Here is a 22,228-nt window from a genome sequence, read left to right as displayed (position 1 = left end):
GTTACATTCCGAACCCGGAAGTTAAGCCTGTCAGCGCCGATGGTACTGCACCGGGGACGGTGTGGGAGAGTAGGACGCCGCCGGACAATTTTTTGAAAGGGCCATCCCGTGTGGGATGGCCCTTTCTGCGTTATCGAGGGGGCAGGGCCTTCAGCGACCTTCTATGCCTCGGATGTCACCCGGGCAGCGACGATGGGCCTGATCGTGACGGGATGGAAAGTGCTCTCGTTCGTTCCCCACCGGTACCCGTAGAAGTCGCCGTTCGCGTCGGCGTACAGGACCATGAACCCGTATCCGACACCGCTGTATTCAGTGGAGCCGCTGCTTCTTGAGTCGACGTGACCATCCGCGACAGGGGCGGTCCCGTGCGGGGTGTTCGTGGAGTCCACGACCTCGACCACGTATTCGGTCGTGTTCGGGTCGCTGTCGGTGACCACGGTGCCGGCCACCGATCGGACCACTGGTGTGTGCCCGCTCCCTCCGCTGGCCCCCGCCTCGTACTTGATGGCGATGATGTCCCCGGGTGCGAGGGAGGCGACCTTGGTGATCTTGTCCATGTGGTCGACGGTGTCGGCGTCGATGCGATCGTAGTATCGGGCGCTGTTGGGACTGATGCTTGAGAATTCACTGCTGAAATATGAGCGGGTGGCCCAGGAGTAGGTATGCGTCAGGAGTTGGGTGACGAAAGGGGCGCACTGGCTCTCGTTGTAATAGCTCGTCGGAGTTCCGGGCGTGCCCCAGGTCACGACGGAGCCGGTACATCCGGAACTGCAGTACTTGTTGTACGAAGACTCCAGTGGCCAGCCGATCGCGTTCAGCTCATCCACCAGCTCCTCCGCCTCGACGAGGTGATTTGTCACCGGCCCGGCCATGGCCACCTGCGGGGTCAGCATGTGGGCGGCGAGAATGCCCGCACCGATCGAAGCAGCCATATTGCGAAGTCTCATCGTGCCTCCACCTTTTGCGGGACCTGAAAGCGGTTTCGCCCCTCATCATCAGCGTTCATGCGGGGAGACGCAATACTCTTACACTGACTATCATAATCGGATTCCGGTTAATCCTTGTATTGTCTCGGCTGAAAATCGCCGCCGAAGGATTTTTCCTAATCGAGCTCATGGCGTAAAGGGTCGGCGAAGGAGGAGCGGAGCGGGTTTCGCGGGGACCGGACCTTCCGGCCGGCGCGGTGACGTCCGGCTCGACCGGGTCATTGGCACACGCAACCTCGCCCAGCCTGCACGGCCGCCCGGTCACCACGTATCGATCGCGGCCACTGCATCTGCCGACGAATTGACAGTGGTGGGTGGGGACGGTTAGGACCTTGAAGGTGAGTCGTGACCTGTCGCCGGCCGAGGTGACCCTTGAACAGATGATCCGCGTTCCCGCAGGGCGAATCCTCCTCCGGGATGAGGGGACGCGGACCAACTGGGTGGCCGAGGTCGGGGAGTTCCTGTTGGCGCCGTATCCCGTGACCAGGGAGTTCTACAGAGCCGTCGCCAGTGCAACCGAAGTGCCCTCGGCGGCACCGCTGACGCCCATGACCGAGGTCTCCTGGAAGGACGCGGTCAGGTTCTGCAACCTGCTCTCGGAGACGGCCGGGCTGACGCCGTGCTACTCCTTCGGTGACGACCTCGACGCGCAGGACGTGGTCTGCGACTGGGACGCCGACGGATACCGCCTGCCGTCCGAGGCGGAGTGGGAGTACGCCTGCCGGGCCGGGACGACGGGCGTGCGGTACGGAGAACTCGACGAGATCGCCTGGTACCGGGAGAACTCCGGCGGGCGACTGCACGACGTCGGCACCAAGGCACCGAACGCGTGGGGCTTGTACGACATGATCGGCAATGTCTGGGAATGGTGCTGGGACGTCTACGACGCCGCTGTTTATGGCCCCTATCGAGTCTTCCGCGGCGGAGGGGCTCATGACCTGCCCCGAGGGTGCCGGGCGGCATGCCGGCGCAAGAGCCACCCCACGTTGCGCATCGACGACCTCGGCTTCCGCCTCGCCCGGTCCGTCTGACGTCAGGACGCGGGCGGCGTGACCGCGGCCTCCAGCAGGGGTTCGATGCGGAAGGGGATCTGGGTCGACAGGGCGATCGTCGTGTCGGTGCGATGGACGGCGGGTGAGGCGAGGACCCGGGCGATGATCTCCTGCAGGTGCGGGGTGCTGCGAGCGGCCACGCGGCACAGCAGATCGCCCTGACCGCTGGTGCCGTACACCTCGAGGATCTCCGGAATGCCGGCCAGCCACCGCACGGCCTCGGTCAGCCGGCCCTGGGCGATCTGCAGGGACGCGAAGGCGAGGATGGGATAGCCGATCTGCTCCGTGATGATCGTCGGGCCGAAGTCGCCGATGACGCCGCGGGCGATGAGCTTGTCCAGTCGTGCCTGCACGGTTCCGCGGGCCACGCCGAGGAGGCGGGCCAGTTCGGTGAGCCCGATCCGGGGGTTGGCCCGCATGGTGGTCAGGAGACGGCTGTCGAGCGCGTCGAGCATGTGCCGAGGGTACGCCTCCACTGAGCGATTCGACCAGTGAAACCATCCGAGACCGCCCGGATTGAAGCGTTCCGCACACTCCGGCTGGTCACTCTTGCCAGCCAAACGGTTACTTGCTGTCCTATGGGAATATGTTCGAAGAGGCGCAGTATTTCGCTCCGGTGGCGACGAAGGATGACGGATCCGTCGTCGTCGAGTTGGCCACGAGCCACCCCGGTTTCGCGGATTCCGTCTACTGTCAGCGGCGCAACGCGATCGCGGCGCTGGCGCTGGCTCACACCCCCGGGAGCCCCATCCCCACGGCCGAGTACACCGACGAGGAGCACCACGTGTGGGCGCTCGTCACCAGGGAACTGACGGCAAAGCATCAGAAGTACGCGGTGCGCGAGTTCCTCGACGCGGCTCAGCGGCTCGGCCTGCCCGGGGACCGCATTCCGCAACTCCAGGAGGTCGGCGACCTTCTGGAACCGCTGACCGGATTCCGCTACCTGCCCGCGGCCGGGCTGGTTCCGCTTCGTGAGTTCTACGGCGTCCTGGCCGATGGGCTTTTCCACTCCACCCAGTACATCCGGCACCATTCCGTGCCCTTCTACACCCCCGAGCCGGACGTCATCCATGAGGTCATCGGCCACGCGAACACGCTGGCCTCGCCCCGTTTCGCCGCGCTCTATCGAGCCGCGGGCCGGGCGGCGCGCCGGGTGGAGACCGATGAGGCGCTGGAGTTCGTGTCCAAGGTGTTCTGGTTCACCCTGGAGTTCGGCGTCATGCGGGAAGACGGCGAACTCCGGGCGTACGGCGCGGGGATCCTCAGCTCGTACGGCGAGATCGAGGAGTTCCGCGGCATGGACATCCGTCCGCTCGACCTGACCGCGATGGGCACCACCCACTACGACATCACGAAGTATCAGGAGGTGCTCTTCGAGGCGGCCTCGTTCGACCACCTCGAAGACACCGTGGGCGCGTTCTGGGACACCTGCGACGACGAGACGATCAACCGGCTCCTGGCGGCGTCTCCGGCGTGAGCCGGGTCAGCGTGTGAGCCGGGCTCAGCGCGCGCCGACGATCAGCAAGGCGTCGCCGACCGCCCGCTCCACGCCGTCGGACGGATGGTTGACCACCTTCTTGCCGATGACCATGGCGGTCGACCCGCCGCCGTCCAGATTGATCGCGTCGCGCGCGCCGAGCCAGCGCATGAGCTCGGCCGCCTCGAAGAACGACGCGCCGACCGTGCTGCCCGGCGCCCGGCCGTCGACGACCGCGATGACGAGCTTGCCGGCCCGCGTGACGCCGGCGAGCGTACGCGGATGGCGCCGCAGGATCATGTTGGTGTTGGCCATGCCGTCCCGCGACGCGGTGATCGAGGTCTTGCCGCCCCTGACCAGACCGATCGCGCCGCCGATGATGTTGGTCTCCGGGGTCAGCGGGATGGCCTTGTCCGTCCGCAGGTCGATGACCCGGGTCGTGACCGCGATGGCCGTGCCCTCGCCCGCGTGCTGCGACAGCCAGTCGGCGGCGGCTCCGACGCCGTGCAGCACGCGCGTCCCGGGCGCCACGGGGCCGCCGGAGGCGCGGACCGCGGTCACCCTGCCGGAGGCGTCGATGACCGCCTCGGTCCCGCCGTCCTGCGGGGTGTCCCGCCCGAGTTCCTCGGTGTACATGACCAGCTCATCCGGCTTCGGCACCCGGTTGAGACCGGTCACTTCGGCGGTGGCCCCGTCGGCCGCGCGGGCGGCGACCGAGGACGACAACTCGGTGATGCGGGCCGTACGGCCACGCAGGACCAGGCCCACGCGGCCGGCGACGGCCTCGCTGAGCAGCTTGCCGCCGACGACGGAGATGCCCGTGGGGTCGCCGCGGAAGGCGGGCAGCGTGTGGATGTCGAAGAAGCCGCCGTTCACGGCGGCGAGCGCCTTGGCGGCGGAGGCCATGGCCGTGACCTTCTCGCGCTTGGCGACGCTCGTGCCCAGCGAGGCCTGGTAGGAGCCGCGGAACGTGTGCGGGTCGACGACGATGACCCGCACGCTCCAGGGGCCGGTGGTGACGAAGCCGTCGTCGCCCTGGAAGTCGACCTTCGCGCTCACCCCGGCGTCCTTGAGCTGCTTGACGACCTCGGCGGCCTCGGCCTTCCGGTCGAGCGGCCAGCTGCCCACGCGGACCATGAAGTAGTCGCCGGCGGGGTGGTCCGCGACGGCGGGCCGGGTGAACTTCACGATGACGGGCTCGAGACCGGCCGTCTGCACGGCCGTCGCCTGGACCTGAGCGTTGGCCTCGGACATGAAGTCCTTGCCCGAGACCACGACGCTGACCGTGTAGCCGTCCTGCGGCCTGCCGTGGCGGAGGGTGAAGTAGCTGACTCCGGGGGCCAGGCTTTTGGCCGCCGCCTTCGGGATGCCGGGCTCACCGAGGGGGAAGCTCGTCGTCGGTAACCCGGCGACGGGCTCGGCGGTGGCCGGGGCCGAAGGGATGGTCGTCGTCAGGGCCAGTACGGCGGCCCCGACGATCAGGCGGCGTCTCATGCGATTGCTCCCCATTGGTGATCCTTGCGGAACTATCGTGGCGACAATCGCGTAGCGAGACGATGGAAACGCACAAAAGGATATGAAATTCCCAGCAACTCCGAAAACTTCCGCCTCCAGAATCGGACGTTTAGGGACATATATGCGTTAAAGGGATGATTAGGGAGTGCGGGCGTCGATCTCCCGGGCTCGCTGGACGAACTCCTGTGCGGACCGGGCCTCGATGTGGACGAGCAGTCCGTCGCGCCGCCGGGACATGCCCCAGTAGTGCGTGGTGGCCTGACCCCACCAGATGGTCCATTTGGGGAAGCGCGCGGACAGGGCCCGAACCACGACCGTCGGGCTGATTTGGGGTTCGCTCATCGTGGGCACGTGTCGAGGTAAACACGATTCACCCCGTGATCGCGAGTATACGAAAAGTAGTCGTGTGCGATAGGACTTACACCCGGGACGACATACCTGCTTTCCAGGTATCGGCATCTCCGCGGGGAACCGTGCATCAGCCGCTGTAACGGCACAAATCGCGCGGTCAGCCGTTGTCGCGGCGGAAGGTCTCCAGGGCCAGCAGGGCGACATGCAGCGACAGGCACGACTCGACGTCGTCGAGGTCGGTCTCGAGGACGCGCTCCAGCCGTCGCAGACGGTCGTAGAAAGCGGGGCGGGACAGATGTGCCCTCTGGGCGGCCACCGCCTTGTTGCGCCCCGCGTCGAGATAGATGCGCAGGATCCTGGTCAGGTCGCCGTGCCGCTGAGCGTCGTGGGCCAGCAGGGCCCCCAGCTCGCGCTCGGCGAAGGTCTGTAGCCGGGCGTCGTCGCGCAGCAGGTGCAGCAGGCCGCGCAGCCGCAGGTCGGGCAGGCGATAGAACGGCCGCCCGTCGGGCTGGCGCACCGCCACCTCCGCCACCTGCTCGGCTTCCAGGAAGCTGCGCCGTACGTCCTTGATGGTCTCGACGACCGAGCCGGCCGCCAGCACGAACGGTGTGGCGAAGTTCGCCCGCAGCCGCTCGGCCAGCGCCTCGAGCGCCGTCTCCGCGGTCATGCGGGGCGGCAACGGCAGTAGCACGCCGACGCGGCTCTGGTCGAGTGCGCCGACCAGAGCGGGCAGCTTGGCCTCGCGGCAGGCGGCGGCGCCGGCCTCGGCGAGCTCGCCCAGCCTGGCCTGCTCGCCCAGCGTGCTGCCGACGGGCGAGGTCAGCCGGATGACGGCGCCGACGAGCCTGCGGCCGGTGAGGGGGACGCCGACGGCGCGGGCGCGGGCGGCGGCCTCGTCGGGATCGGCGTACGCGTGTGTGAGGATGCCGGTCAGTATGGTTCCGTGCGCCTGCCGCTCCAGGGACTCCTGGTGCCGCTCCAGCAGGCGGCTCAGCGCGAGCGTGGTCGCCGCGCGTTCGGCCAGCACGATGTCGCGGGGGCTGGGCGGGCCGTCGCACAGCAGGATGAGCCGTCCCCAGTCCTGGCCCCGGGCGCCGACCATGGTCACCAGCCACCCGGCGGTCGCGTCGTAGGCGGTCCGCTCGGCCGGCATGACCGCGCGCGATCTGGCCTCCCAGTTGGCCAGCACGCTGCCTGTGTCGCCCCCGGCCGTGTCACAGGCCAGCACCTGGTGGGCCAGATTCTCCAGCAGCACCGGGCGGCCGGAGAAGCGGGTGACCTGGTTGAGCACCTCGGCAGGGGACGCGCCCTCGACCGAGAGCTCGGTGAACACCTCGTGCAGTTGCTCGGAGGCCCGCAGCTCCTGGAGCTGGATGTCGATGATGCGCGCGTGGACCGACTCGGTGATCTGCACGAAGGGGGTCTCACGAGCCAGCGTGATCAGGGGCAGCCCGTGCTCCTCCGCCGCCTTGACCACCGCCCTCGGCAGCTCGCGGACGAACCTGCGGCCGAGCTCCACGATCAGGCCCGAGGCGCCGACGGCGGCCAGTTCGCTGATGTAGTCGGCGAGCTTGTCGGGCTCGCCCGGCAGCGCCACCCCGGTGGTGAGGACCAGTTCGCCGCCGCGTAACAGGTGGGCGATGTCGTGGACCTCGCCCACGTGGACCCAGCGGACGCGGGTGTCCAGCCGGTCGCCGCCCGCCACCACGCGGGGGCTGCCGCGCCGGACGGTGTCCAGCGCGAGCACATCGGCGACCGTGGGAAGCATGCACAGAGGCTACCTGATCATCATGTAAGGATGACGCCCCGCTAGCTGACACACTGAGAGCAACTCTCAGTGCAGGCGTGTGCCGAGACCGTCCAGAAGTGCCATCAGCCCGAAGTCGAAGCTGAGCCGCCGCACGATCGCGGGATCGAAGCTCTTGCCCACGTATTTCTGGTAGCGCTCGCGTAGTCGCGGGCGCTCGGACGCCAGCTTCTCCAGCACGGGCGCGATGGCCTGCTGCATCTCCAGGTGGTCGGTGCCGGCCTCGACGGCCGCCCTCGACCAGGCCACCTCGGGCACGGTGGCACCGAGCGTGAAGGAGACGACGGCGGCCACCGCGAAGTCCACGTCCATGTCACCGAACCCCGCCTCGGCGAAGGCGGCCATCAGGTTGTCGGCCGAGGCGAGGGCGTTGGGGCCCAGTGCGGGCAGCGTGCCGATGAGGCTCGCGCTCCACGGATGCTCCAGGATCGCGCCGCGCAGGCCGTACGCGAAGGCGGTGGCCGCCTGCCGCCATCCGGCGTCATCCGGCACGCTGACCATGCCGTAGACCTCGTCCATGACGAGCTCGAGCAGCTCGTCCTTGTTCGCGACGTGCCAGTAGAGGCTGGTCGCCCCCGCGCCGAGCCGTGCGCCGAGCCTGCGCATGCTGAGCGCGTCGAGGCCCTCGGCGTCGAGCAGCTCCACTGCGGTCCTGACGATCTGGTCGCGGGTGAGCCCCTGCTCGCGCCCTCCCTTTCGCTCGCGGGTCCATACGGAGGAGAACGGCTTCGCTGACACGGCCTCACAATATTCGCTCGCACAGCGTTCGGCTGAGTCGTACAGTGTTCGATACTACTCGCACGCCGTACGAGGAGAACTCAATGTCCCACCCCCGACGCTGGTGGATACTCGGCGTCCTCTGTCTGAGCCTGCTGACCCTGGTCGTGGACAACACCGTCCTCAACCTGGCGATCCCGTCGCTCATGCGCGACCTCGGCGCTACGCCGCCGGACGTGCAGTGGATCATCGACGCGTACGTCCTCGTCTTCGCGGGCCTGCTGCTCACCGCGGGCAGCCTGTCCGACCGGTACGGCAGGCGGCGGATGCTCGTGATCGGCCTGGCGTTCTTCGGCGGGGCCTCGCTGGCGGCCACCCTCGCCACCGAGCCCTGGCAGCTCATCGCGGCCCGCGCGCTGATGGGCGTCGGCGGTTCCTGCGTGATGCCCTCGACCCTGTCGATCCTGATCACCGTGTTCGACGAGAGCGAGCGCCGCAAGGCGATCGCCGCGTGGAGCTCGGTCGCCATGGTCGGCGTCATCGCCGGTCCGACGATCGGCGGTTTCCTGCTTCGGCACTACTACTGGGGCTCGGTCTTCCTGATCAACGTGCCGATCGCGGTGCTGGCGATCGTCGCGGCCTTCGCGCTCATGCCCGAGACGTACGGCGAGACGCGGCGGGCCGACCCGCTCGGGGTGATCCTGTCCACGGCCGGGATGGGCGGGCTGGTCTGGGCCGTCATCTCGGCGCCCGGCGGCCACTTCAACCCCCTCGCGGTGGTGGTCTCGGCGGCCGCCCTGGTGGCGTTCGTGCTGTGGGAGCGCCGCACCGTCCACCCCATGCTTCCGCTCGGTCTGTTCCGGGACCGCTCGTTCAGCGGGGCGTGCTTCTCGATCGTGCTGCTGTCGTTCGGCGCGGGCGCGCTGATGCTGGCCATCACGCAGTATCTGCAGTTCGTCCTGGGCTACGACCCGTTGAAGGCCGGCTTCGCCCTGCTGCCGTACGTGGTCGCGGCGATGGTGTTCAACGGTCTGGGCGCGGCGCTCGGCAAGAAGGTGAGCAACCGGACGCTCATCGTCTCGGGGCTGGTCGTCATGGCCGCCGGGTTCGTGCTGCTGTCCACGCTCACCGGCGGGTACGGCACGCTGATCGCCGGTCTGATGGTCATGGGCGTGGGCGGTGGTCTGGCCGGCCCGGCGGCGTACGCCACGCTGATGGGCGCGGTGCCGCCCGAGCGCGCCGGGGTCGGCTCCGCGCTCAACGACACGGTGCAGCAGGTCGGCATGGCGCTGAGCGTGGCCGTCCTCGGCAGCGTGCTCGCCGGGGCCTACACCGCCGCCATGCCGGAGTCGGCGCCGCCGGGGGCGCGCGAGTCGATCGGCGTCGCGGTGAATCTGGGCGACGCCGCCGTGGCCGCCGCCGGACGCGAGGCGTTCGTGTCGGCGATGTCCGTCGGCTCGTGGGTGGGCGCGGGCTGCTCGCTCGCGGCGGCCCTGGTCGCGCTGCTGGTCCTGCGCGGGAAAGCCGCCGCGACGGCTCCCGCCCAGCAGCCTGCGGCGCCCACCACTGTGTAAGAGAAATTCGAGGTATCCCAGACAGGCTGACAGGTGAGCCGATCGCCCGTCAGCCGGGATACTCGAAGCATGTCGGACCTTCTCGCACGCCATCGCGCGGTCATGCCGGACTGGATGGCCCTGTATTACAACGAGCCCATCGAGATCGTCGGCGGCAAGGGGAACCGCGTCGTCGACGCCGGCGGGAAGAGCTATCTCGACTTCTTCGCCGGCATCCTGACCAACATGATCGGGTATGACGTGCCCGAGGTGCGGGAGGCCGTCGAGCGCCAGCTCGCGACCGGCGTCGTCCACACCTCGACGCTGTACCTCATCCGCGGCCAGGTCGAGCTGGCCGAGAAGATCGCCCGCCTGTCGGGCATCCCGGACGCCAAGGTCTTCTTCACCAACTCCGGCACCGAGGCCAACGAGACGGCCCTGCTGCTGGCCACCTACGCCCGCGGGTCCGACCAGGTGCTCGCCATGCGGCAGAGCTACCACGGACGGTCGTTCGGCGCGATCAGCGTGACCTCCAACCGGTCCTGGAAGAACAACTCCCTGTCGCCGCTCAACGTGCACTTCCTGCACGGCGCCGACCGCCACCTCGCGCAGTTCCGCGGCATGTCGGACGCCGACTACATCGCCGCCTGCGTGGACGACCTGCGCCACGTGCTCGCCACGGCCGTCACCAAGGACGTCGCCGCGCTGATCGCCGAGCCGATCCAGGGCGTGGGCGGCTTCACGATGGCCCCCGACGGGCTGTTCGCCGCATACAAGGAGGTCCTCGACGAGGAGGGCATCCTGTTCATCTCCGACGAGGTGCAGACCGGCTGGGGCCGCACGGGATCGGCGTTCTTCGGGATCCAGAACCACGGCGTGACGCCGGACATGATGACCTTCGCCAAGGGGCTCGGCAACGGCTTCGCGGTCGGCGGCGTCGTGGCGCGCGGCGACCTCATGGACGGCCCGCACGCCGCCGGTGTGGCCACGTTCGGCGGCAACCCGATCTCGATGGCGGCGGCCAACGCCACCCTCGACTACGTGCTCGACCACGACCTGCAGGCCAACGCCGCGAGGACCGGCGAGATCATCATCGGCGGGCTGCGCGAGGCGGCCCCCCGGCTGCCCGTCGTCGGCGACGTACGCGGCAAGGGGCTGATGTTCGCCGTCGAACTGGTCGACCCCGCCACCAAGGCGCCCGCCCCGGCGCTCGCCGCCCGCTTCCTGGAGGAGACCAGGAAGCTCGGCCTGCTCGTCGGCAAGGGCGGGTTGTACGGCAACACGCTGCGGATGGCGCCGCCGCTCACCCTCACCGAGGACGAGGCCCGCGAGGGCCTCGGCATCCTCGTCACCGCTCTGGAGGCCGTCAACGATGAAGCGCGTTAACCACTACATCGGCGGCGAGGTCGTCGAGGGCGACGGCCGTACGGCGGAGGTGTTCGACCCGGCGACCGGCGAGGTGAGCGGTCACGTGTCGCTCGCCTCGGCCGAGGAGGTCGACGCGGCGGTCGAAGCGGCGGCGCGGGCCTTCCCCGCCTGGCGCGACGCCTCGCTCACCAAGCGCACCCAGATCCTGTTCCGGTTCCGGGAACTGCTCGACGCGCACCGCGACGATCTGGCGGCGCTGATCACCGCCGAGCACGGCAAGGTGCACTCCGACGCCCTCGGCGAGGTGGCCCGGGGCCTGGAGGTCGTGGAGTTCGCCTGCGGCATCCCCCACCTGCTCAAGGGCGGCTACTCGGAGAACGTCTCGACCCGGGTCGACTCCTACTCGATCCGTCAGCCCCTCGGCGTGGTGGCGGGCATCACCCCGTTCAACTTCCCGGCGATGGTCCCGATGTGGATGTTCCCGGTGGCCATCGCCTGTGGGAACACGTTCGTGCTCAAGCCCTCCGAGCGTGACCCCTCCGCGTCCCTGCTGCTCGCGGAGCTGTGGCGGCGGGCGGGCCTGCCGGACGGCGTGTTCAACGTCGTCCAGGGTGACAAGGTGGCGGTGGACCGGCTGCTGGAGCACCCGGCCGTACGGGCCGTGTCGTTCGTCGGCTCCACCCCGATCGCGCGGTACGTGTACGAGACCGGCACGGCCCACGGCAAGCGGGTGCAGGCGCTCGGCGGAGCCAAGAACCACATGCTCGTGCTGCCCGACGCCGACCTCGACCTGGTCGCCGACTCGGCCGTCTCGGCGGGCTTCGGCTCGGCGGGGGAGCGGTGCATGGCGATCTCCGTGGTGCTGGCGGTCGACCCGATCGGCGACGAGCTGGTCGAGAAGATCGTGTCGCGGGTGCGGGACCTCAAGATCGGCCCGGGGAACGACTCCGAGTCGCAGATGGGCCCGCTGGTCACCGCCGCCCACCGGGACAAGGTGGCGTCCTACCTCGACCTCGGCGTCGAGGAGGGGGCCAAGCTCGTGGTCGACGGCCGTGAGACACCGGTGAGCGGAGGCCGGGGGAACGGCTTCTGGCTCGGCCCGACCGTCCTCGACCACGTGCCGCCGAACTCCCGCGTCCACCGCGAGGAGATCTTCGGCCCGGTGCTGTCGATCGTGCGCGTCCGCTCGTACGAGGAGGGCCTCGAGCTGATCAACACCGGCGAGTACGGCAACGGCACGGCGATCTTCACCAACGACGGCGGCGCGGCCCGGCGCTTCCAGAACGAGGTGGAGGTCGGCATGATCGGCGTCAACGTGCCGATCCCGGTGCCGATGGCCTTCTACAGCTTCGGCGGCTGGAAGGCCTCGCTGTTCGGCGACACCCACGTGCACGGCACCGAGGGGGTCCACTTCTACACCAGGGGCAAGGTCGTCACCTCGCGGTGGCTCGATCCCTCCCACGGCGGCGTGAACCTGGGATTCCCCACCAACGCCTGAGCGGCGGGATCCGAGTCTCCGGGCCAGTAGGCTCGGAAGGTCCGTCTTCTCTCCTGGGGGTCGTGCGTGCGGCGTACACATGTGGTCGCGGCGGTCTCGGCCGTGGCACTGCTCGCCGCCGCCTGCGCGGGCCGTCCCGCGCCCGTGACGGAGGTGGTCGCGCCGGGCACCTCCGTGGCCGCGGCGACCGCCTCCCGCAGCGCGGGCCCCAGCCCGTCCTCCACGGGCCCCACGCCCGCTCCCATCGCGTCTCTCGGACCGGGCGAGGGGACGGTCAGCGTGGTGGCGATCGACGGGTACGCCGAATGGGGCGGCGTCGATCCCAAGGTCAAGTGGGTCGGCACGTTCGAGAAGGAGACGGGCTGCAAGGTCAGCCTGCGGTACTACGACCCGCGGCAGGAGGAGAAGCCGGGCGACTTCCCGCCGTCGTCGTTCGACGTGATCTCGGCGACGCCGGAGGTCGGCGGCCGGCTCATGAACGAGGGCAAGGCCGCCCCGCTCAACACGGCTCTGCTGCACGGCTACGACAAGCTCCCCAAGAGGCTTCGGACGCTGCCGTCGGTCACCCGGGACGGCCGGACGTACGGCGTGCCGTACGTCTGGGCGACCAACGAGGTCCTCTACGACACCGGCGAGGTCGGTCCCGGCGGGCTGGAGTCGCTGTTCGAGGACAAGGGGCCCGTGTTGCTGCGGGACCGGCCGCTGTCGCTGGCCGACGCCGCGCTGGTGCTCAGGGCCGGAGGCGCGAAGATCAAGGACCCGTTCGACCTCACCGACGCCCAGCTCGACGCCGCCGCCGAGCTGTTCACGTCGGGCAAGAAGGGCCGTCATGTCTTCTGGCGCGACCCCGTCGAGGTCGTCCAGGGCTTCGCGACCGGGTCCGTACGGCTCGCGCAGGCCACGCCGTACCACCTCGACGTGCTCAGGCGCGGGCACAAGCCGGTCAGTGCGCTGACGGACCGGCCGGTGACCGGATGGGCGGACGCGTGGATGGTGTCGGCCCAGGCCGCGCATCCGTCGTGCGCGTACAAGTGGCTCGGCTTCACCATGTCGGCGGACGTGCAGCGCAAGGTGGCCGCCTGGACGGGACTGGCTCCGGCCAACCCCGGGGCGTGCACCGGCGCGGCCCGCCGGATCTGCGCGGACTACCACGTCGGCACCTCCCGGGCGTTCCGCGGCGTCTACTTCGCCGTGCGCCCCGAGGCGTACGACAAGTGGGTGGACCGCTGGTCGCGCATCGTGGCCTGATCCGTGCCGGTCAGCGCGCGGCCCTGCCGGTGAGGGAGTCGTCCTTCCCGGCGCGCCGGGGCGGGCGTGTGGGGAAGACGGTGCAGGCGACCGGCCAGAACACCAGCCAGACCACCATGACGAACGTGAGGCGACCGGCCCACGCCAGGAGGGCCGCCGCGCGGTCGAGATCGCCGATCACCACGACGCCGGCCAGCAACAGGCCGCAGGCGACGGCCCAGCCGATCATGCCCTGGCCCCAGGCGCGCCACTCGTACCTGGCCCGATCCCTGCCGTAACGCTTGCGCCGGTCGGGCGGCGGCCCTCCGGCATAGCGGTGGGCGAACCTGACGTCGGCCCACCGCACCATGTCGTGCCCGAAGGCGACGGAGAACCCCAGGTAGGCCGCGGCCAGCCCGTGCGTGAACTCGGCCCGGCCGCCGCCGCGGAGGTCGGCGACGCTCGCGACGAGGAGGACCAGGTCCACCAGCGGGACGGCGAGCAGCAGCAGGCCGCCGAGCCGCCGCCTGCGCAGGAGATAGCGGACGGCGAGCCCGGCGCCCAGCAGCACCCAGAACGCGACCTCGCAGGCGACGATCAGACCGACCAGCATCCCGGCTCCTTTTTCGCACGACGTGCTACAAACCTATATCGCTCATTGTGCTATAAAAAAGCGCGGGACGCGTGGCTGGAGGAGCTGTGCCCAAGATCGTGGACCACCAGGCGCGGCGTGAGGAGATCGCCGAGGCGCTGTGGCGAGTGGTGCGCAGGGACGGCGTCGGCGCCGCCACCGTACGCAGCATCGCCGCGGAGGCCGGCTGGTCCCCCAGTGCGCTACGGCACTACTTCACGACCCAGGCCGAGCTGCTCGCCTTCGCGATGGAGCACGTCATCACGCGGGTCCGCGCGCGTATCGAGACCACCGACTTCCACGGCCCCGTCCGCGTCGCCGTACGCCGCCTGCTGGAGGAACTGCTGCCGATGGACGCGGAGCGGCGCGCGGAGGCCGAGGTCTGGCTTCAGCTGACCGCGCGCGCCCAGGGCGACCCGTCCGCCACCGACTGGTTGCGCCGCGCGGACGACGGTGTGGGGGAGGCGGCGACCCTGGCCGTCCGCGCGCTCGCCGAGGAGGGGGAGCTCGCCGGCGATCGGGACGCCGATTTCGAGGCGGCGCGGCTGCACGCTCTCCTCGACGGCTTGACCGTCCATGTCCTGGCCAGGCCGGAGTCGATGCCGCCCGAGCGCATGAGCGCGGTGCTGGCCGCCCACCTGGAGGATCTGGCGACCTGAGGGACGTTAGGGGGAGGTCTGTCAGGACATGGCCGCCCGGGAGCGGCGGGGCACCGGCACCTTGCCCTCGGGGGCGGGCAGCAGGGCCTCGGCGCAGTCGTCGCACGCGTGAACGGGAGCGTTGTCGGGCAGCGTGCCCACCTTGACCCGGGGGCGGGGCCACTTCTTGTGGCAGACGACGCAGGCGTCGCCGTCGCGCTGTGTGATGGTGAGGCCGGCGGGGTCGAACGTCAGCATGAGCCGCTCGGCGCCGTTCGGGTTCCAGCCCATCAAAGTCCCCCCTCGATCACCTATCGGAACCGTTATAACGCGGTTACCCTTCGTGATCGGCGCGAGTCGGGCCAAGCGATGGTTAAATCGAGGCATAACGCAAGCCGTACAACATCAAAAGGGACACCTCGGAACAGACCGGGTGCCCCTTTTGATGTTGTTTAAACGGTCTACGCCATGTTGAGCGCCTTCTCCAGAATGGTGAGGCCCTCCTCGAGCAGATGGTCGGGGATGACCAGCGGCGGCAGGAAGCGCAGCACGTTGCCGTACGTCCCGGCGGTGAGCGCGAGCAGGCCCTGCTCGTGGCACCTGCGGGCGATCTCGGCGGCCGGGTAGGGCTCCTTGGTTCCCGGTACGACGAGCTCGACGGCGATCATCGCGCCGCGCCCGCGCACGTCACCGACGATCGGGTTGCGCTCCTGGATGGCGCGCAGGCGGGGCAGCATGATCTCGCCGATGTGCCGGGCCCGCTCGACGAGCTTGTCCTGCTCGATGGTCTCCAGCACGCCGAGGGCCGCCTCGCAGGCGAGCGGGTTGCCGCCGTACGTGCCGCCGAGGCCGCCGCTGTGGACGCGGTCGAGCAGGTCGGCCCTGCCGGTGACCGCCGCCAGCGGAAGGCCGCCGGCGATGCCCTTGGCGGTGGTGATGATGTCCGGGACGATGCCCTCGTCCTCGCAGGCGAACATGTGGCCGGTGCGCGCGAAGCCCGTCTGCACCTCGTCCGCGATGAAGACGATGCCGTTGGCGCGGCAGAACTCGACGATCTTCGGCAGGAAGCCGCGGGCCGGTTCGATGAAGCCGCCCTCGCCCGCGATCGGCTCGATGAGCACCGCCGCGACGTTGTCCGCGCCGATCTGCTTGTTGATCATGTCGATGGCCTGCGCCGCGGCCTCCTCGGCGCAGTTGTCCGGGCCGGTCGGCCAGCGGAACGGGTAGGCGAGCGGCACGCGGTACACCTCGGGGGCGAACGGCCCGAACTTGTGCTTGTACGGCATGTTCTTGGCCGTCAGCGTCATCGTCAGCAGGGTGCGGCCGTGGTAGCCGTGGTCGAAGACGACCACGGCCTGCCGCCCGGTGGCGTGCCGGGCGACCTTGATCGCGTTCTCGACGGCCTCCGCGCCGCTGTTGACCAGGAACGTCCGCTTCTCGTGGTCGCCGGGCGTGAGCGCGTTGAGCTTCTCGCACACGGTGACGTACGACTCGTACGGGGCGACCATGAAGCAGGTGTGGGTGAAGTCGGCGACCTGCTTCTGGACGCGTTCGACGACCCGGGGCGCCGCGTTGCCGACGTTGGTCACCGCGATGCCGGAGCCGAAGTCGATCAGCGAGTTGCCGTCCGCGTCGACGATCACACCGCCGCCCGCATGGGTCACGAAGACGGGCAGCGTGGTGCCGATGCCGGCAGGCACGGCGGACTGCTTGCGCGCGAACAACTCGCGGGATCGCGGGCCGGGGATCTCGGTGACGAGGCGGCGCTCCTGGGGGAGCTGCGGGCCGCCGTGCGTGATGGCAGTGCTCATATCTGAGACGGTACGACCGCCTCCCCCACCTGCCGATATGCCGCTATGTCAGAATGTAGGCGTACTTTTGGCCGGTGAGGACAAGCCGGTTGTCCGGGGACAGACCGGTTGTTCGGGGGGAAGAGCGGTGGCACCCACGCTGCGCCGGATCACCGCGATCGTACCGCTCCACCTGGAGGTTCTCGCCGGGCGGAACGGTCTCGGCCGCCCCGTCCGCTGGGTCGCGGTGAGCGAGCTGGAGGACCCCACGCCGTTTCTCGAGGGCGGCGAGCTGGTGCTCACGACCGGCATGCGCCTGTCCGAGGGCGACGCCGTGCCGTACGTCTCACGGCTCGTGGCCAGGGGCGTCACCGGGCTGGGGTTCGGGGTGGGGCTGAGTCATGAGGCCGTGCCGCCCGCCTTCACCGAGGCGGCCGAGGCCGCCGGGCTGCCGCTGATCGAGGTGCCGAGGGACACGCCCTTCATCGCGATCGGCAAGGCCGTCAGCGATCTGCTCGCCGGGGAGCAGTACGAGGAGATCAGCCGTGCCTTCGCGGCCCAGGGCAGGCTCACCCGCGCCGCTCTCCAGCGGCAGGGGCCGGTCGCCGTGGTGGACCGGCTGGCCCGGGAGATCGGCGGCTGGGCGCTGCTGCTCGACCCGTCGGGCGCCGTACGGCACGCCGCCGACGCCACCGGCCGTCCGGATGACAGGCGCGGCGCGGCGGGAGACTGGGCGGGGGAGACGGCCCGTTCGTTGCGACCCGAGATCGCCCGGCTGCGGGGTACGCCGTCCCTGTCGAGCCTCGCCCTGGCCACCCCGGGAGAGCATGTCGTGGTCCAGCCGCTGGGCCGCAGGGGGTTCTTCGCGGTGGGCTCGCCGCGGCCGTTCTCGCCCATCGCGCACACGGTCGTCAACGCGGCCGGATCCCTGCTGACGCTGGCGCTCGAACAGGGCAGGGAGCAGCGGTCGGCGGCGGCGCACGTCCGCTCGGCGGTGCTGCGGCTGCTGCTCGCCGGTGAGGAGCGGGCCGCCGCGGAGACGCTGGCGGCCCTCGGCATGCGCCTGCCGGTGGAGCCGGTCACGGTCCTCGCCTGCGACGCCCCCGACCCGGAGGCGCTGACGGAGGTTCTGTCCGGCGCCGGGCCGGCCGCCGAGGTGACGCGGGTGCTGCCCCCGTGTTTCACCGCGCCCTGGGAAGGACTGCTCGTCGTGCTGGCCCCGGACTCGCACGCCGACGAGATCGTCGCGCTGGCCGCACGGCATGGCCGGGTGGGTGTGAGCGTCCCCGGTGTGGAGATGGCGCGTGTTGAGATGGCGCGTTCCGGCGGCCGTGTGAACGACCGCGTGGACGACCGGGTGAACGACCGCGTGGGATCTCACGCGGAAGGCGGTGCGGAGGCCGCCGCGGCCGGGCCGGCGGCCTGGATCGCGCCCCGCCCGGAGCTCGCCGACCGGCCCGGCGGGGGGGTCGGCGGGGGCGGCCTCGACCGCGCTCTCGACCGTGCCCTCGGCCGTGCTCTCGACCAGGCTCGGCGGGCACTGGTCTCGGCCTCCCCGGTGGCGCGCTTCAGCGAACTCGCCGGGCGTGGGCTGCTGTCGCTGCTCGATCCGGCCGCCGCCGCGTCGTTCGCGGCGGCGATCCTCGCGCCGCTCCGCGAGTACGGCTCGCGCGCCGATCTGGTCGAGTCGCTGCGCGCCTACCTGGCCAGCAACGGCCACTGGGACGCGGCCGCGCAGCGCCTGGGTGTGCACCGTCACACGCTGCGCTACCGGATGAAGCGGGTGAGTGAGCTGCTCGGCCGCGATCTGGACGATCCCGCCGTCCGCGCCGAACTGTGGATCGCGCTCTGTCTGTGACGGACCGTCAGGCCGGGGGACGCACGAGGAAGGCGCGGATGGCGGCGTTCGTGACGATCTCGTACGTCTTGCCGTCGGGCAGGTGTCCGGCACGTTCCAGACTGAGCGCGCCCTGAGCCGCGGCCCACAGCGTGTCGGCGATCTTCCGCGGCTGGGTGGGCACGAGGTGGCCGGCGGAGATGCAGTCGGCGATCACCCGGTCCACGATGTTGAGCGCGGCCCTCGCGAGGGTGCGGGCGCGCTCGCTCGGCACGAAGCCGGGGATGGCCCGTTCGAACATGAGGCTGTAGTAGCCGGGCTCGGCCAGCGCCGCCTCCCGGTACGCGGGACCGAGCAGGCTCAGGTGCTCCAAGGGGTCGTTGCGCTGCGGCACGGCCTCCAGCCTGCGCCGGAACCGTTCGAAGCCCTCCAGATAGAGCGCTTCGGCCAGCCCCTCCTTGCTGCCGAACATCGTGTAGATGACCTGGGTGGAACAGCCGGCCTCGGTGGCGATCCTGCGTACGGTGAGACTTTCCGGCCCCGCCTTGGCGAGCAGTCCGTTCGCGACGTCGAGCAGACGGGTGCGCAACTCGTCGTAGTTGCTGCGATGGCCACGTGCGTAGGCACCCTGAAGACCGAGCGGCGCCGGCGTACCCATCAGCGACGAGCCCTTCTCATATTGGGGGTCCCGCGACAGACCCGGAAGATGACTTAACCATGCCGCTCGGGCTTCAAACCGCAGTGAAACAGAAAACATCATGAAATTGCCGCGCATCCGTGACATCTGGGAAGTTGTCCATGATGGCGCGGCGGGGGGCGGCGATTGGCCCGCACGGAGTAACGACCCCCTCCCACCAGGTGGCATAGCGTGAAGACATGGACGTGAGCCGCACCTCCGATGATCCTCGCCCCTTCTGGCTCGCCGGCCGTCCCGCCACCGGGGACGCCGAGCAGGCCGTGACCAATCCCCACGACGGCCAGGTCGTCGGCGTCCACTCGGTGCCGACCCCCGAGCAGGTCGAGCAGGCCGTGGCCGCCGCGGACGCGGTGCGCAAGCAGGCCGCGGCTCTGCCCATCCACGTGCGCGCCGAGGCGCTGGCCCACGTGGCCCGGCGGCTGACCGAGCGCGCCGAGGAGCTGGCCCGCCTGATCAGCGCCGAGAACGGCAAGCCGATCTTCTGGGCGCGTGGCGAGGTGGGCCGCGCGATCTCGACGTTCCGCTTCGGCGCGGAGGAGACCCGCCGCTTCAGCGGCGAGGTGCAGCGGCTCGACACCGAGCCCGCGGCGCAGGGACGGCTCGCCTACGTCTCCCGTGTGCCGTACGGCCCGGTGCTGGCGATCACGCCGTTCAACTTCCCGCTCAACCTGGTGGCGCACAAGGTCGCCCCCGCCATCGCCGTGGGCGCGCCGATCGTGGTCAAGCCCGCGCCCGCGACCCCGCTGTCGGCGCTCGTGCTCGGCGAGATCCTGGCCGAGACCGATCTGCCGGAAGGCATGTTCTCCGTCCTGCCGGTGCCCAACGACCGGGCGTCCTCGCTGGTGGAGGACCCGCGGCTGCCGGTCGTGTCCTTCACCGGCTCCGGGCCGGTCGGCTACTCGATCATGGACAGTGTGCCGCGCAAGCACGTCACGCTCGAGCTCGGCGGCAACGCCGCCGCGGTCGTGCTGGCCGACGCCGACCTCGACTGGGCGGCGAGCCGTGTGGCGCTCTTCTCCAACTACCAGGCGGGCCAGAGCTGCATCGCGGTGCAGCGGGTGATCGTGGAGGACGCGGTCGCCGACGCGTTCACCGACAAGCTCGTCGCCGCCGTCGGCGCGCTCGTGACGGGCGACCCCTCCGACGACAAGACACAGGTCGGCCCCCTCGTCAGCGAGGACGCCGCGACCCGCGTCGAGAGCTGGGTCAACGAGGCCGTCGCGGCCGGGGCGCGCCTGCTGGCGGGCGGCACCAGGGACGGCGCCACCGTCGCCCCCACCGTGCTGGCCGACGTGCCCGCCGACGCGAAGGTGGCCCGCGAGGAGGTCTTCGGACCCGTCATGATCGTGCAGCGGGTCGCCTCGGTCGACGAGGCGTTCGCCACCGTCAACGACTCCCGGTACGGCCTGCAGGCCGGGGTGTTCACCCGCAGCCTCGACGTCGCCTTCCGGGCCAACCGCGAGCTGGAGGTCGGCGGTGTCGTCATCGGCGACGTGCCGTCCTACCGCGCCGACCAGATGCCGTACGGCGGGGTCAAGGAGTCGGGCGTGGGCCGCGAGGGACTGCGGTCGGCGATGGAGGACTTCACCTACGAGAAGGTCATGGTGCTCACCGGCCTCACGCTCTGAGCGTTCGCTGAGACGTTACGAGAGGAGAGACAGCGCCTCGGCGAGGCCGGGGTCGCGGCCCTTGGCCAGGTCGAGCGCCGTCATGGGGGCGTAGTGGTCGACCGGGACGCCGACGGTGTCGATGGTCTCCCGGGCCGGGCCGAGGTGCCGGACCTTGGGCAGCAGCAGCACGCTCCCGTCGTCGAGAAGGTACGGCTCGGCGGGGCCGGAGATCGCTCCCGCGGTGCGGGTCCCCACGAGAGTGCCCAGGCCGTTGTCCTTCACAGCCGCGCTGAAGTGCTCGCAGGCGGAGGCGCACGCGCGGTCGGTGAGCACGACGAGGCGCACCCCGAGCAGCGGGACCGCGTCGTCGGTGCGGTTGGCCGTGCAGTCGCCTGTCAGCGGGCAGAAGTAGCCGGTGACCTTGCCGTGCGCGAACGCGCCGAGCAGCCGGTTCACCTCATTCGGAGACCCGCCGCCGTTGCCGCGCAGATCGATGATCGCGGCCTTCGACCCCTTGAGCTTGGCGATGACCTGGTCGGCCGCGCCCTCGAAGAACCCGGGCAGCTTCACGTGGGTGACGCCGCCGGGGAGCCTCTTCGCGGTCACGGCCGGTTCCTGCTCTTCCACGGGGCCCGCGGTGAGCTTCACGGTCCGGACGCGTCCCGTCGGGGGCCACTTCAGCGTGAGCCGTACGGTGTCGGAGGCGAACACGTCGACGAGGCTCTGGTTCACCTTGTCTCCGATGAACGCCGGTATGCCGTCCACCTTCTCGACGATGTCGCCGGGCCGGATGCCGGCTTTGTCCGCCGGGCTGTAAGGCATGACGCGGGTGATGTACAGGGGCGGCCGGGCGGCCGGGTCGAGACGCGGCCCCTGCGCGGCCGACAGGCCCGCGATGCCCGTCCCGGTCGGGCCGTCCTCCGGCGGGGGTGCGATCCTCATCACCCGGGCGTGGTCGTCGTGGAGCCCGGCGACCATGCCGGTGATCGCGGCCTGCAGCGCGTCCGGGTCGCCGGTGCCGAGCATCTCGGCGACCGCGGCCCAGTCGGCGTCGCGGTTCCCCGTCAGCGCGGGCAGGCGCAGGTCCGGCCCGTCCTTCCCACGCCGCATCAGCTCCTGGGTGTAGGCGGCCAGGGCGTCCCGCAGCAGGGCCTTCGAATCCATCACGGGTCCGCTGTAGTAGTTGTCCAGGACGCACTCGTACGCCTGCCGGAGCGTGTTCACCGACGTCGGAGGCGCGGACTCGGGCGGTGGCGCGGTGATCCGGGCGCACTTGTCACCCAGGGCGGCCCGGGCCGCCGCCGGGGTCGCCGCCGCGGCGGGAGTGGAGACGGGAGCGGATACCGTGCAGGCCGTCAGCAGAACGGCGGCGCAGAGTGTTCTGATCATGCCGGCCAGCCTGGCAGCGGGCGGGTTTCACGGCCGTTAACGACGGCGTTAACACCGCTGTCACGCCCCATGACGTAGAAATTCG

The 22,228-nt window shown here is 70.3% G+C and carries 20 protein-coding genes and 1 rRNA gene; 10 read left to right on the top strand and 11 right to left on the bottom strand.

Going from position 1 to position 22,228, the window contains the following annotated elements; genetic code table 11:
* Window positions 1-86 (top strand): 5S ribosomal RNA (gene rrf / locus AB0O28_RS38770); the annotation flags it as partial.
* A 75-nt stretch (window positions 87-161) separates the two neighbouring features.
* On the opposite strand, the gene AB0O28_RS38765 is transcribed toward rrf, so the two are convergent.
* A complete protein-coding gene (locus AB0O28_RS38765) occupies window positions 162-932 on the bottom strand; it encodes a hypothetical protein (RefSeq protein ID WP_363647830.1) in 771 nt (256 codons plus the stop codon).
* Window positions 933-1,366: 434 nt separating this feature from the next.
* Here AB0O28_RS38765 and AB0O28_RS38760 point away from each other — a divergent pair, with 434 nt between their 5' ends.
* Entirely contained in the window at window positions 1,367-2,017 is a 651-nt protein-coding gene (locus tag AB0O28_RS38760) for an SUMF1/EgtB/PvdO family nonheme iron enzyme (RefSeq protein ID WP_363647832.1), read from the top strand.
* A 2-nt stretch (window positions 2,018-2,019) separates the two neighbouring features.
* Here the strand turns inward: AB0O28_RS38760 and AB0O28_RS38755 are convergent, their stop codons facing one another.
* The gene (locus tag AB0O28_RS38755; protein ID WP_363647828.1) at window positions 2,020-2,493 is read right to left on the bottom strand and encodes an Lrp/AsnC family transcriptional regulator; all 474 of its coding nucleotides are present in this window, start codon (window positions 2,491-2,493) and stop codon (window positions 2,020-2,022) included.
* A 131-nt stretch (window positions 2,494-2,624) separates the two neighbouring features.
* On the opposite strand from AB0O28_RS38755, the gene AB0O28_RS38750 reads away from it, so the two are divergent.
* A complete protein-coding gene (locus AB0O28_RS38750; RefSeq protein WP_363647826.1) occupies window positions 2,625-3,515 on the top strand; it encodes a phenylalanine 4-monooxygenase in 891 nt (296 codons plus the stop codon).
* 24 nt (window positions 3,516-3,539) lie between these two features.
* On the opposite strand, the gene AB0O28_RS38745 is transcribed toward AB0O28_RS38750, so the two are convergent.
* The 4 genes from AB0O28_RS38745 to AB0O28_RS38730 form a co-directional block, all read right to left on the bottom strand.
* Entirely contained in the window at window positions 3,540-5,009 is a 1,470-nt protein-coding gene (locus AB0O28_RS38745) for a phosphodiester glycosidase family protein (RefSeq protein ID WP_363647824.1), read from the bottom strand.
* A gap of 159 nt (window positions 5,010-5,168) precedes the next feature.
* Window positions 5,169-5,372 carry a hypothetical protein gene (locus AB0O28_RS38740; RefSeq protein WP_363647822.1) on the bottom strand — a complete coding sequence of 68 codons (204 nt, stop codon included), beginning with the start codon at window positions 5,370-5,372 and terminating at the stop codon, window positions 5,169-5,171.
* A gap of 166 nt (window positions 5,373-5,538) precedes the next feature.
* A complete protein-coding gene (locus tag AB0O28_RS38735; protein ID WP_363647820.1) occupies window positions 5,539-7,149 on the bottom strand; it encodes a PucR family transcriptional regulator ligand-binding domain-containing protein in 1,611 nt (536 codons plus the stop codon).
* Window positions 7,150-7,215: 66 nt separating this feature from the next.
* Complete coding sequence (locus AB0O28_RS38730) at window positions 7,216-7,926, bottom strand: TetR/AcrR family transcriptional regulator C-terminal domain-containing protein (RefSeq protein ID WP_363647818.1); 711 nt, start codon at window positions 7,924-7,926, stop codon at window positions 7,216-7,218.
* Window positions 7,927-8,009: 83 nt separating this feature from the next.
* On the opposite strand from AB0O28_RS38730, the gene AB0O28_RS38725 reads away from it, so the two are divergent.
* The 4 genes from AB0O28_RS38725 (at window position 8,010) to AB0O28_RS38710 (ending at window position 13,572) form a co-directional block, all read left to right on the top strand.
* Entirely contained in the window at window positions 8,010-9,479 is a 1,470-nt protein-coding gene (locus tag AB0O28_RS38725; RefSeq protein WP_363647816.1) for an MFS transporter, read from the top strand.
* A gap of 69 nt (window positions 9,480-9,548) precedes the next feature.
* On the top strand, window positions 9,549-10,844 hold the full coding sequence (locus AB0O28_RS38720; protein ID WP_363647814.1) for an aspartate aminotransferase family protein: 1,296 nt from the start codon (window positions 9,549-9,551) through the stop codon (window positions 10,842-10,844).
* Window positions 10,831-12,324 carry a CoA-acylating methylmalonate-semialdehyde dehydrogenase gene (locus AB0O28_RS38715; RefSeq protein ID WP_363647812.1) on the top strand — a complete coding sequence of 498 codons (1,494 nt, stop codon included), beginning with the start codon at window positions 10,831-10,833 and terminating at the stop codon, window positions 12,322-12,324. Before AB0O28_RS38720 ends, AB0O28_RS38715 begins: the two co-directional genes overlap by 14 nt.
* A 66-nt stretch (window positions 12,325-12,390) precedes the next feature.
* The gene (locus AB0O28_RS38710; RefSeq protein WP_363647810.1) at window positions 12,391-13,572 is read left to right on the top strand and encodes an extracellular solute-binding protein; all 1,182 of its coding nucleotides are present in this window, start codon (window positions 12,391-12,393) and stop codon (window positions 13,570-13,572) included.
* Between the two features lie 10 nt (window positions 13,573-13,582).
* Here the strand turns inward: AB0O28_RS38710 and AB0O28_RS38705 are convergent, their stop codons facing one another.
* On the bottom strand, window positions 13,583-14,164 hold the full coding sequence (locus AB0O28_RS38705) for a hypothetical protein (RefSeq protein WP_363647808.1): 582 nt from the start codon (window positions 14,162-14,164) through the stop codon (window positions 13,583-13,585).
* 86 nt (window positions 14,165-14,250) lie between these two features.
* Between AB0O28_RS38705 and AB0O28_RS38700 the strand changes: the two genes are divergently transcribed.
* A complete protein-coding gene (locus AB0O28_RS38700) occupies window positions 14,251-14,841 on the top strand; it encodes a TetR family transcriptional regulator C-terminal domain-containing protein (RefSeq protein WP_363647806.1) in 591 nt (196 codons plus the stop codon).
* Between the two features lie 21 nt (window positions 14,842-14,862).
* On the opposite strand, the gene AB0O28_RS38695 is transcribed toward AB0O28_RS38700, so the two are convergent.
* Entirely contained in the window at window positions 14,863-15,111 is a 249-nt protein-coding gene (locus tag AB0O28_RS38695; protein ID WP_363647804.1) for a hypothetical protein, read from the bottom strand.
* A gap of 170 nt (window positions 15,112-15,281) precedes the next feature.
* Complete coding sequence (gene gabT / locus AB0O28_RS38690) at window positions 15,282-16,631, bottom strand: 4-aminobutyrate--2-oxoglutarate transaminase (protein ID WP_363647802.1); 1,350 nt, start codon at window positions 16,629-16,631, stop codon at window positions 15,282-15,284.
* Window positions 16,632-16,758: 127 nt separating this feature from the next.
* On the opposite strand from gabT, the gene AB0O28_RS38685 reads away from it, so the two are divergent.
* Window positions 16,759-18,468 carry a PucR family transcriptional regulator gene (locus tag AB0O28_RS38685; protein ID WP_363647800.1) on the top strand — a complete coding sequence of 570 codons (1,710 nt, stop codon included), beginning with the start codon at window positions 16,759-16,761 and terminating at the stop codon, window positions 18,466-18,468.
* A 7-nt stretch (window positions 18,469-18,475) separates the two neighbouring features.
* Here AB0O28_RS38685 and AB0O28_RS38680 read toward each other — a convergent pair whose 3' ends face one another.
* The gene (locus tag AB0O28_RS38680; protein ID WP_363647798.1) at window positions 18,476-19,105 is read right to left on the bottom strand and encodes a TetR/AcrR family transcriptional regulator; all 630 of its coding nucleotides are present in this window, start codon (window positions 19,103-19,105) and stop codon (window positions 18,476-18,478) included.
* Between the two features lie 218 nt (window positions 19,106-19,323).
* Here AB0O28_RS38680 and AB0O28_RS38675 point away from each other — a divergent pair, with 218 nt between their 5' ends.
* Complete coding sequence (locus AB0O28_RS38675; RefSeq protein WP_363647796.1) at window positions 19,324-20,772, top strand: aldehyde dehydrogenase family protein; 1,449 nt, start codon at window positions 19,324-19,326, stop codon at window positions 20,770-20,772.
* Between the two features lie 15 nt (window positions 20,773-20,787).
* Here the strand turns inward: AB0O28_RS38675 and AB0O28_RS38670 are convergent, their stop codons facing one another.
* Window positions 20,788-22,143 carry a S41 family peptidase gene (locus AB0O28_RS38670; RefSeq protein ID WP_363647794.1) on the bottom strand — a complete coding sequence of 452 codons (1,356 nt, stop codon included), beginning with the start codon at window positions 22,141-22,143 and terminating at the stop codon, window positions 20,788-20,790.
* Between the last annotated feature and the right edge of the window lie 85 nt (window positions 22,144-22,228).

The sequence above is a fragment of the Microbispora sp. NPDC088329 genome (assembly GCF_040685655.1).
Classification (GTDB): Bacteria; Actinomycetota; Actinomycetes; order Streptosporangiales; family Streptosporangiaceae; genus Microbispora.
This window is presented reverse-complemented; position numbering and strand designations above follow the sequence as displayed.

Coding starts and splice junctions, on each gene's coding strand:
- AB0O28_RS38670 (WP_363647794.1), bottom strand. CDS start 22,143: ATGATCAGAACACTCTGCGCCGCCGTTCTGCTGACGGCCTGCACGGTA.
- AB0O28_RS38675 (WP_363647796.1), top strand. CDS start 19,324: ATGGACGTGAGCCGCACCTCCGATGATCCTCGCCCCTTCTGGCTCGCC.
- AB0O28_RS38745 (WP_363647824.1), bottom strand. CDS start 5,009: ATGAGACGCCGCCTGATCGTCGGGGCCGCCGTACTGGCCCTGACGACG.
- AB0O28_RS38680 (WP_363647798.1), bottom strand. CDS start 19,105: ATGGGTACGCCGGCGCCGCTCGGTCTTCAGGGTGCCTACGCACGTGGC.
- AB0O28_RS38695 (WP_363647804.1), bottom strand. CDS start 15,111: ATGGGCTGGAACCCGAACGGCGCCGAGCGGCTCATGCTGACGTTCGAC.
- AB0O28_RS38755 (WP_363647828.1), bottom strand. CDS start 2,493: ATGCTCGACGCGCTCGACAGCCGTCTCCTGACCACCATGCGGGCCAAC.
- AB0O28_RS38765 (WP_363647830.1), bottom strand. CDS start 932: ATGGCTGCTTCGATCGGTGCGGGCATTCTCGCCGCCCACATGCTGACC.
- AB0O28_RS38705 (WP_363647808.1), bottom strand. CDS start 14,164: ATGCTGGTCGGTCTGATCGTCGCCTGCGAGGTCGCGTTCTGGGTGCTG.
- AB0O28_RS38740 (WP_363647822.1), bottom strand. CDS start 5,372: ATGAGCGAACCCCAAATCAGCCCGACGGTCGTGGTTCGGGCCCTGTCC.
- AB0O28_RS38720 (WP_363647814.1), top strand. CDS start 9,549: ATGTCGGACCTTCTCGCACGCCATCGCGCGGTCATGCCGGACTGGATG.
- AB0O28_RS38735 (WP_363647820.1), bottom strand. CDS start 7,149: ATGCTTCCCACGGTCGCCGATGTGCTCGCGCTGGACACCGTCCGGCGC.
- AB0O28_RS38750 (WP_363647826.1), top strand. CDS start 2,625: ATGTTCGAAGAGGCGCAGTATTTCGCTCCGGTGGCGACGAAGGATGAC.
- AB0O28_RS38760 (WP_363647832.1), top strand. CDS start 1,367: ATGATCCGCGTTCCCGCAGGGCGAATCCTCCTCCGGGATGAGGGGACG.
- AB0O28_RS38725 (WP_363647816.1), top strand. CDS start 8,010: ATGTCCCACCCCCGACGCTGGTGGATACTCGGCGTCCTCTGTCTGAGC.
- gabT (WP_363647802.1), bottom strand. CDS start 16,631: ATGAGCACTGCCATCACGCACGGCGGCCCGCAGCTCCCCCAGGAGCGC.
- AB0O28_RS38715 (WP_363647812.1), top strand. CDS start 10,831: ATGAAGCGCGTTAACCACTACATCGGCGGCGAGGTCGTCGAGGGCGAC.